4 protein-coding genes are annotated in these 6,454 nt (G+C 68.8%); 3 read left to right on the top strand and 1 reads right to left on the bottom strand.

All coding sequences use genetic code 11. The annotated features are described in order from the left end of the window. The first annotated feature begins 220 nt into the window (after window positions 1–220). Window positions 221–1,669, top strand: coding sequence for a glyceraldehyde-3-phosphate dehydrogenase (locus tag AX744_RS03180; protein ID WP_061015375.1), 1,449 nt, complete (start codon window positions 221–223; stop codon window positions 1,667–1,669). 57 nt (window positions 1,670–1,726) lie between these two features. Beyond that, window positions 1,727–2,788, top strand: a complete 1,062-nt coding sequence (locus AX744_RS03175) for a winged helix DNA-binding domain-containing protein (protein WP_061015374.1) — start codon at window positions 1,727–1,729, stop codon at window positions 2,786–2,788. A 64-nt stretch (window positions 2,789–2,852) separates the two neighbouring features. Here AX744_RS03175 and AX744_RS03170 read toward each other — a convergent pair whose 3' ends face one another. Next, window positions 2,853–4,295 (bottom strand): helix-turn-helix transcriptional regulator, encoded by a 1,443-nt coding sequence (locus tag AX744_RS03170; RefSeq protein WP_061015373.1) that lies wholly within the window; start codon window positions 4,293–4,295, stop codon window positions 2,853–2,855. A gap of 109 nt (window positions 4,296–4,404) precedes the next feature. On the opposite strand from AX744_RS03170, the gene AX744_RS03165 reads away from it, so the two are divergent. After that, window positions 4,405–6,267 (top strand): phosphoenolpyruvate carboxykinase (GTP), encoded by a 1,863-nt coding sequence (locus AX744_RS03165; RefSeq protein ID WP_061015372.1) that lies wholly within the window; start codon window positions 4,405–4,407, stop codon window positions 6,265–6,267. Window positions 6,268–6,454 lie beyond the last annotated feature (187 nt).

The following is a 6,454-nucleotide window of genomic DNA, read 5'->3' as shown; positions in this document are numbered from 1 at the left end:
GGCTGGGGGTCATCGCGAGCCTTTCGTGGAGCGTCCGAGGGGGAGAACGCGACGGGTGACCGGGGGATTCCCGCGAGAAGCCGGGCCTGCTCGACCCCGGTCCGCAGCCGTCGGATTCGGCACGTGTTCCTGCGACTTGTACGCTGGATGCATCCCCCGATCCACCCGGCAACTCGCGCGCCGGCGACCTCGGCGCGCGCTCACACATGCAAGGACGCAGATGAACGATTCCGCGGCACACCGCGACGACTGGACAGAGAGCGAAGAGCTGGCGGAGCGGATGATCCCGCTCATCGGGGCGCTCCGACGGGAGCACGACGTCGTCACGTCGCTCCACGGGCATCGTCTGCTCGGCCTGTCGGCGACGGGGCTGGTCGAGGTGCACGAGCGTGTCGCCCAGCTCGGTCACGAGCGTCTGCCGATCGAGGACAGCCTTGCGGTGCTGGAAGCGATCCATGCTCTCGCGCCCGGGGCATCCTCCCTCGACGTCGCCCGCCTGGTCGCCGGCCACGCGGAGAGCGGTCAGCCGTTGCAGGCCTATCTCGCAGATGTGCTCGCTCCGGCCATGGGAGCTGTCGCCGCTGAGGCCACCGACGTCGTGCTCTACGGGTTCGGGCGGATCGGCCGCCTCCTCGCTCGTATCCTCATCGCCCACACGGGAGGCGGGAGCGGGCTGCGTCTGCGTGCCATCGTCGTCCGCCGCGGTGCCGAGAACGATCTCGTCAAGCGCGCGTCACTGCTGCTGCGCGACTCCGTGCACGGCCGCTTCGCCGGTTCGGTCACGGTCGACGAAGATGCCGAGCAGATCATCGCGAACGGCACCCGCATCCAGGTGATCTACTCCGACGACCCGGCGACCATCGACTACAACGCGCACGGCATCCACGACGCGATCGTCGTGGACAACACCGGACGCTGGCGCGACGAGGCGGGGCTCTCCCAGCACCTGCAGTCGAAGGGCGTCGCCCGCGTGCTGCTCACGGCCCCCGGCAAGAGCCCGCTCAAGAACATCGTCCACGGCATCAACGACGACACCATCGCCGACTCCGACCGCATCATCTCGGCCGCGTCCTGCACGACCAACGCCATCACTCCGGTGCTCGCGGCGATCGATGAGGCGTACGGCGTCGTCAAGGGGCACGTGGAGACCGTGCACTCGTTCACGAACGATCAGAACCTGATCGACAACTTCCACAAGGGCGACCGACGCGGACGTTCGGCCGTGCTCAACATGGTCATCACCGAGACGGGGGCGGCCAAGGCCGTGGCCAAGGCGCTCCCGCAGCTCGAGGGCAAGCTCACCGGCAGCTCGATCCGCGTCCCGACGCCCGACGTGTCGCTCGCGGTGCTGCACCTGACCATCGAGCGTCCCGCGACCAAGGACGAGGTCAACGACTACCTGCGCCGCGTCTCGCTGCACTCCAAGCTCCGTCAGCAGATCGACTACGTGGAGAGCCCCGACGTCGTCTCCACCGATTTCGTCGGCTCGCACCGTGCCGGCATCGTCGACGGCCTCGCCACCATCGCCGACGAGGACACCCTCATCCTGTACGTCTGGTACGACAACGAGTTCGGATACTCCTGCCAGGTCATCCGTGTGCTCGAGGTCATGGCGGGCTCGCACCCGATCGTGCTGCCGGAGCGCCGCGAGGTGACCCTGCAGGGCTGAGTCTCGCCGTTCGCCGGGTTTCGTCGTATCGTCCGGAGTACCCGGCATGATGAGGTCATGAAGACCGCGGCTCAGCGCACCGATCGTCTCCGTTCGCATCGCCTCCGTTCGCATCGCCTGACCGCTCCGGCGCGCACCGTGACGGATGCGGCGCAGCACATGCTCGCCGTGCAGAGTCAGGACTTCACGGCCGGTCGGTGGGCGCTCGCCGTGCGTACCCGCGGTGAGCCGACACTGCGCGACGTCGACCGGGCCTTCGACCGCGGCGACATCGTGCGCGCGTGGACGATGCGCGGCACCCTGCACACCGTCCCGGCGCGAGACCTCGGTTGGATGCTCCAGGTCACCGCCGGGCGGCAGCGGCAGCAGGCAGCCACCCGTCACCGTGACCTCGGCATCGACGACGACATGGTCGCCGCTGCCGTTCGCGCCCTGACGCCGCGCCTGCGCGATGGCGGGTGCACGCGTGCGGAGGTGTTCGAGGTGCTGGAGGGGATCGGCATCGACCCCTCCGGTCAGCGCGGCATCCACCTGCTGTTCACCCTCACGATCGCCGGGCTGATCTGCCAGGGACCGGTCGTGGCCCGCGCCGGTGTCGCCCGCGAACAGCGCTTCGTCCTCGTGGAGGAGCACATCCGCGAGCACGCAGCACCCGACGATCCGCTCGCCGAGCTGTTCGTCCGCTACGTCGACGGCCATGGTCCTGCCGGGGTCGCCGACTTCGCGTGGTGGTCGGGCCTCACTCTGGGTCAGTCACGTGAGGCGGCAGAGCGGGCGGCCTCCAGCGTCGAAGAGGTCGACGAAGGGCTCTTCGTCGCGTGCCGGCCTCCGCGTCGGGCGAGCGGCGCCGCGTCGGTCCATGCTCTCGGCGCGTTCGACGAGTACTACATCTCCTACGCCGATCGCACGGCCGTATGCGACCCGGCGTATCTGGCGGCGATCGGGCCGGGGAAGAACGGCATGGTGCGTCCGACGATCGTCGAACAGGGCCGCGTCATCGGCTCCTGGTCGCATGCGAGCGCGACCAGGAGTGCACCGCCAGAGCTCTTCGAGGCGCCAGAGGATCCCGAGGTCGTGGCCGCAGCCCTCGCGCGGTTCGCCCGCTTCGCCGACGACTGAGACGCCCGCCCGAGCCCGACCCGCCCCTACTCGCTGGCGTGGCGCCTACTCGCTGGCGTGCCGCCTACTCGCTGGCGTGGCGCGCGAGGAAGCTGTAGACCTCGTTGTCGTCGACGCCCGGAAACGCGCCGCGGGGGAGAGGGGAGAACATGTGCGTGTGCACGCGCGCGCTCGGCCAGGCCCGTCCGCTCCACCGATCGCTCAGCTCGGCCGAGGGGCGACGGCAGCACGACTCGTCGGGGCACGTCGATACCGCGCGGTCGTTCGTCTCGCGTCCACGCCACCACCGTGCGTCGTCGAAGGGCACCCCGACCGTCACCGAGAACTCGCCGTCGGTCGACGACCCGGTCTGCGTCGAGCACCAGAAGGTGCCGGACGGGGTGTCGGTGTACTGGTGGTGCTCCACCGTGCGGTTCTGCTGCGTGAACGCGGCGCGGGCCTGGAACTTGCGACACACCCGCTGTCCTTCCACGGCACCGGTCACATCCATCGGCAGCGGCAGGTCGTCGTTCTCGTACACACGGGTGATCGCCCCGGTGGAGTCGACGCGCAGGAAGTGCAGCGCCATGCCGAGGTGCTGTGTCAACAGGTTCGTCATGCGCATGCCCGCCGCCTCGTGCGTGACGCCGAAGCCGTCGCGGAAGTCCTCGACGGCGAGGTTGCGGTCCTTCTTCGCCTGTTGCAGGAACGCGACGGAAGCCGTCTCCGGCATCAGGCAGCATGCGGCGAAGTAGTTGATCTCCAGGCGCTGCTGCAGGAAGTCGGCGTAGTCGGTCGGCGGGGTGTGTCCGAGAAGTCGGTGCGCCATCGCCTGCAACGCCATCGAGCGCAGGCCGTGACCGCCGGGGATCGAGGCCGGCGGCAGGTAGATCCGCCCGTTCTCGAGGTCGGTGACCGACCGTGTCGAGTGCGGGAGATCGTTGACATAGATCAGTTCGAACCCGAGCTTCTCGGCCATGATGCTCACGGTGCGGTGGGTGAGTGCACCCTGCACGTGTCCCGCAGCCTTGAGGTGCTTCTCGGCGAGCTTCTCGATCTCGGGGAGGTAGTTGTTCTGGGCGCGCATCCGCAGCCGCAGCTCGGTGTTGGCGCGGCGTGCTTCCTCCGGGGTCGCGATGGCCTCGCGCTCCCGCCTCTCCAACTCCCGGTGCAGGCCGAGAACGGATTCGATCGTCTCGTCGCTCATCCCCTTGGTGACGCGCACGGGGGCGACGCCGAGCTGCCGGAACACCGGGCTCTCCTGCGCGCGCTCCAGGGCGATCTCGAGCGCGGCACGCCGGTTCGGCGGCTCACCGGAGATGAGATCGGTCACCTCGGTCTTGGTCGCGTGCGCGATCGCCTGAAGGAGGGAGAGCTTGGGCTCGCGCTTGCCGTTCTCGATCAGGCTCAGCTGCGAGCCGGCGACGCCGACCAGCGCGCCGAGCTCATCGAGCGTGTAACCGTTCTCCAGTCGGTGGTGACGGATGCGGTGGCCGAGGGTCGTGAGGTGGATGCCGGAGGACGCCATTCCTTGAGTCTAGCGAAAGAATTCCAGTTCTTATCGCTTGAAATGGCCGAAAGTCGCGTTCGAACCGGAAGAAGATAGGTGCAACGCCCCACACTTCTAAGGAGCAGTCATGGCCATGGCCGAAGTCCTCACCCCTCGCACGTCTCCCGTCTCCCCGACGCGCACGTTCGGGGCGGCTCCGACGTATGACACTCCTGCCATGGCCGAGCTCGCCGCCTGGGTCGAGGAGATCCGGGCGCTCACCCAGCCCGACTCCGTGCACTGGGTCGACGGCTCGCGGGCCGAGAACGACTGGCTGCTGCGCGGACTGGTCGACGAGGGCAAGCTGATCAAGCTCAACCCCGAGTGGCGACCCGGCTCGTACCTCGCGCGCTCGCACCCCAGCGACGTCGCTCGCACCGAGGGGCGGACGTTCATCGCCTCCGAGCGCGAGGAGGACGCTGGCCCCACGAACAACTGGGCGGCTCCGGCCGAGATGCACGCCAAGATGGATGAGATCTTCGAGGGATCGATGCGTGGGCGCACCATGTACGTCGTCCCGTTCTCGATGGGACGCGTCGGCGGCCCGCTCTCGCACATCGGCGTGCAGATCACCGACAGCGCCTACGCGGTCGCCTCGATCGGCATCATGACCCGCGTCGGCGATGCCGTCACGCGTCAGATCGCCGAGGGTGCGCCGTGGGTCAAGACCGTGCACACGGTCGGTGCCCCGCTCGCGCCGGGTGCGCAGGACGTGGAGTGGCCCTGCAACGACGACAAGTACATCGTGCACTTCCCGGAGACGCTCGAGGTCTACTCGTACGGCTCGGGCTACGGCGGCAACGCGATCCTCGCCAAGAAGTGCTTCGCGCTGCGCATCGCCTCGGTGATCGCCCGCGACGAGGGCTGGCTCGCCGAGCACATGCTGCTCATCCGCGTGATCGACCCGCAGGGCAAGGCCTACCACGTGGCTGCGGCCTTCCCTTCGGCCTGCGGCAAGACGAACCTCGCCATGCTGCGTCCGACCATCCCGGGCTGGCGCGTCGAGACCCTCGGCGACGACATCGCCTGGATCCGTCCTGGTGAAGACGGTCGCATGTGGGCCATCAACCCCGAGGCGGGCTTCTTCGGCGTCGCACCTGGCACCGGCGAATCGACCAACGTCACCGCGGTCGAGACGCTCTGGGGCAACACCATCTTCACCAACGTCGCGCTCCGCCCCGACGGCGACGTGTGGTGGGAGGGTCTGACCGACGAGGCACCGGCGAACCTGATCGACTGGGAGGGCAACGACTGGACCCCCGAGTCGGGACGCCCTGCCGCGCACCCCAACTCCCGTTTCACGGTGTCGGCGGCTCAGTGCCCGCAGATCTCCGAGGACTGGGAGGAGGCCGTCCCGCTCGACGTCATCCTGTTCGGCGGACGCCGCGCGAGCAACGTGCCCCTCGTCGTCGAAGCAACCGACTGGACGCACGGCGTGTTCCTCGGCTCGAACATCTCGTCCGAGCGCACGGCTGCCGCTGAAGGCACGGTCGGGGAGCTCCGCCGCGACCCCTTCGCGATGCTGCCGTTCTGCGGCTACAACATGGCGGACTACTTCGGCCACTGGCTCAAGGTGGGCCGCGGTCTGCGCTTCGACCGCGCACCGCGCATCTTCCAGGTCAACTGGTTCCGCCGCGGCGACGACGGCCGGTTCCTGTGGCCGGGCTTCGGCGACAACTCGCGCGTCGTCGACTGGATCATCCGCCGCATCGCCGGTGACGTGCCCGCGGTCGACAGCCCGATCGGACGCCTGCCGCGCGTGGAAGACCTCAATCTCGACGGACTCGACATCCCCGCCGCCGACCTCGAGGAGCTGTTCTCCGTCGACGCCGAGGCGTGGAAGACCGAGGCCGATCTGACCGAGGAGTTCTACGACACCTTCGGCGACAAGGTTCCGGCGGCGCTGCGCGCCGAGCTGGCCTCGCTGCGCTACCGCCTCGACAAGGCGTAGCTCCCCAGACCGGTGCCGGTTCGGGGGAGCCGGCACCCTCAGGGCCTCGTGCCCTGCAAACCCGCGAAGGCGGGACATCAGAGACGAACCCATGGCTGAGTGGTCTCCGACGTCCCGCCTTCGCGGGTTTGCAGGGCACGAGGCCCTGAGGGTGCCGGTTCGGGGGAGCTACGCCTTGTCGAGGCGG

This window comes from Microbacterium sp. CCH5-D1, from assembly GCF_001557335.1.
Taxonomy (GTDB): Bacteria; Actinomycetota; Actinomycetes; order Actinomycetales; family Microbacteriaceae; genus Microbacterium; species Microbacterium oxydans.
This window is presented reverse-complemented; position numbering and strand designations above follow the sequence as displayed.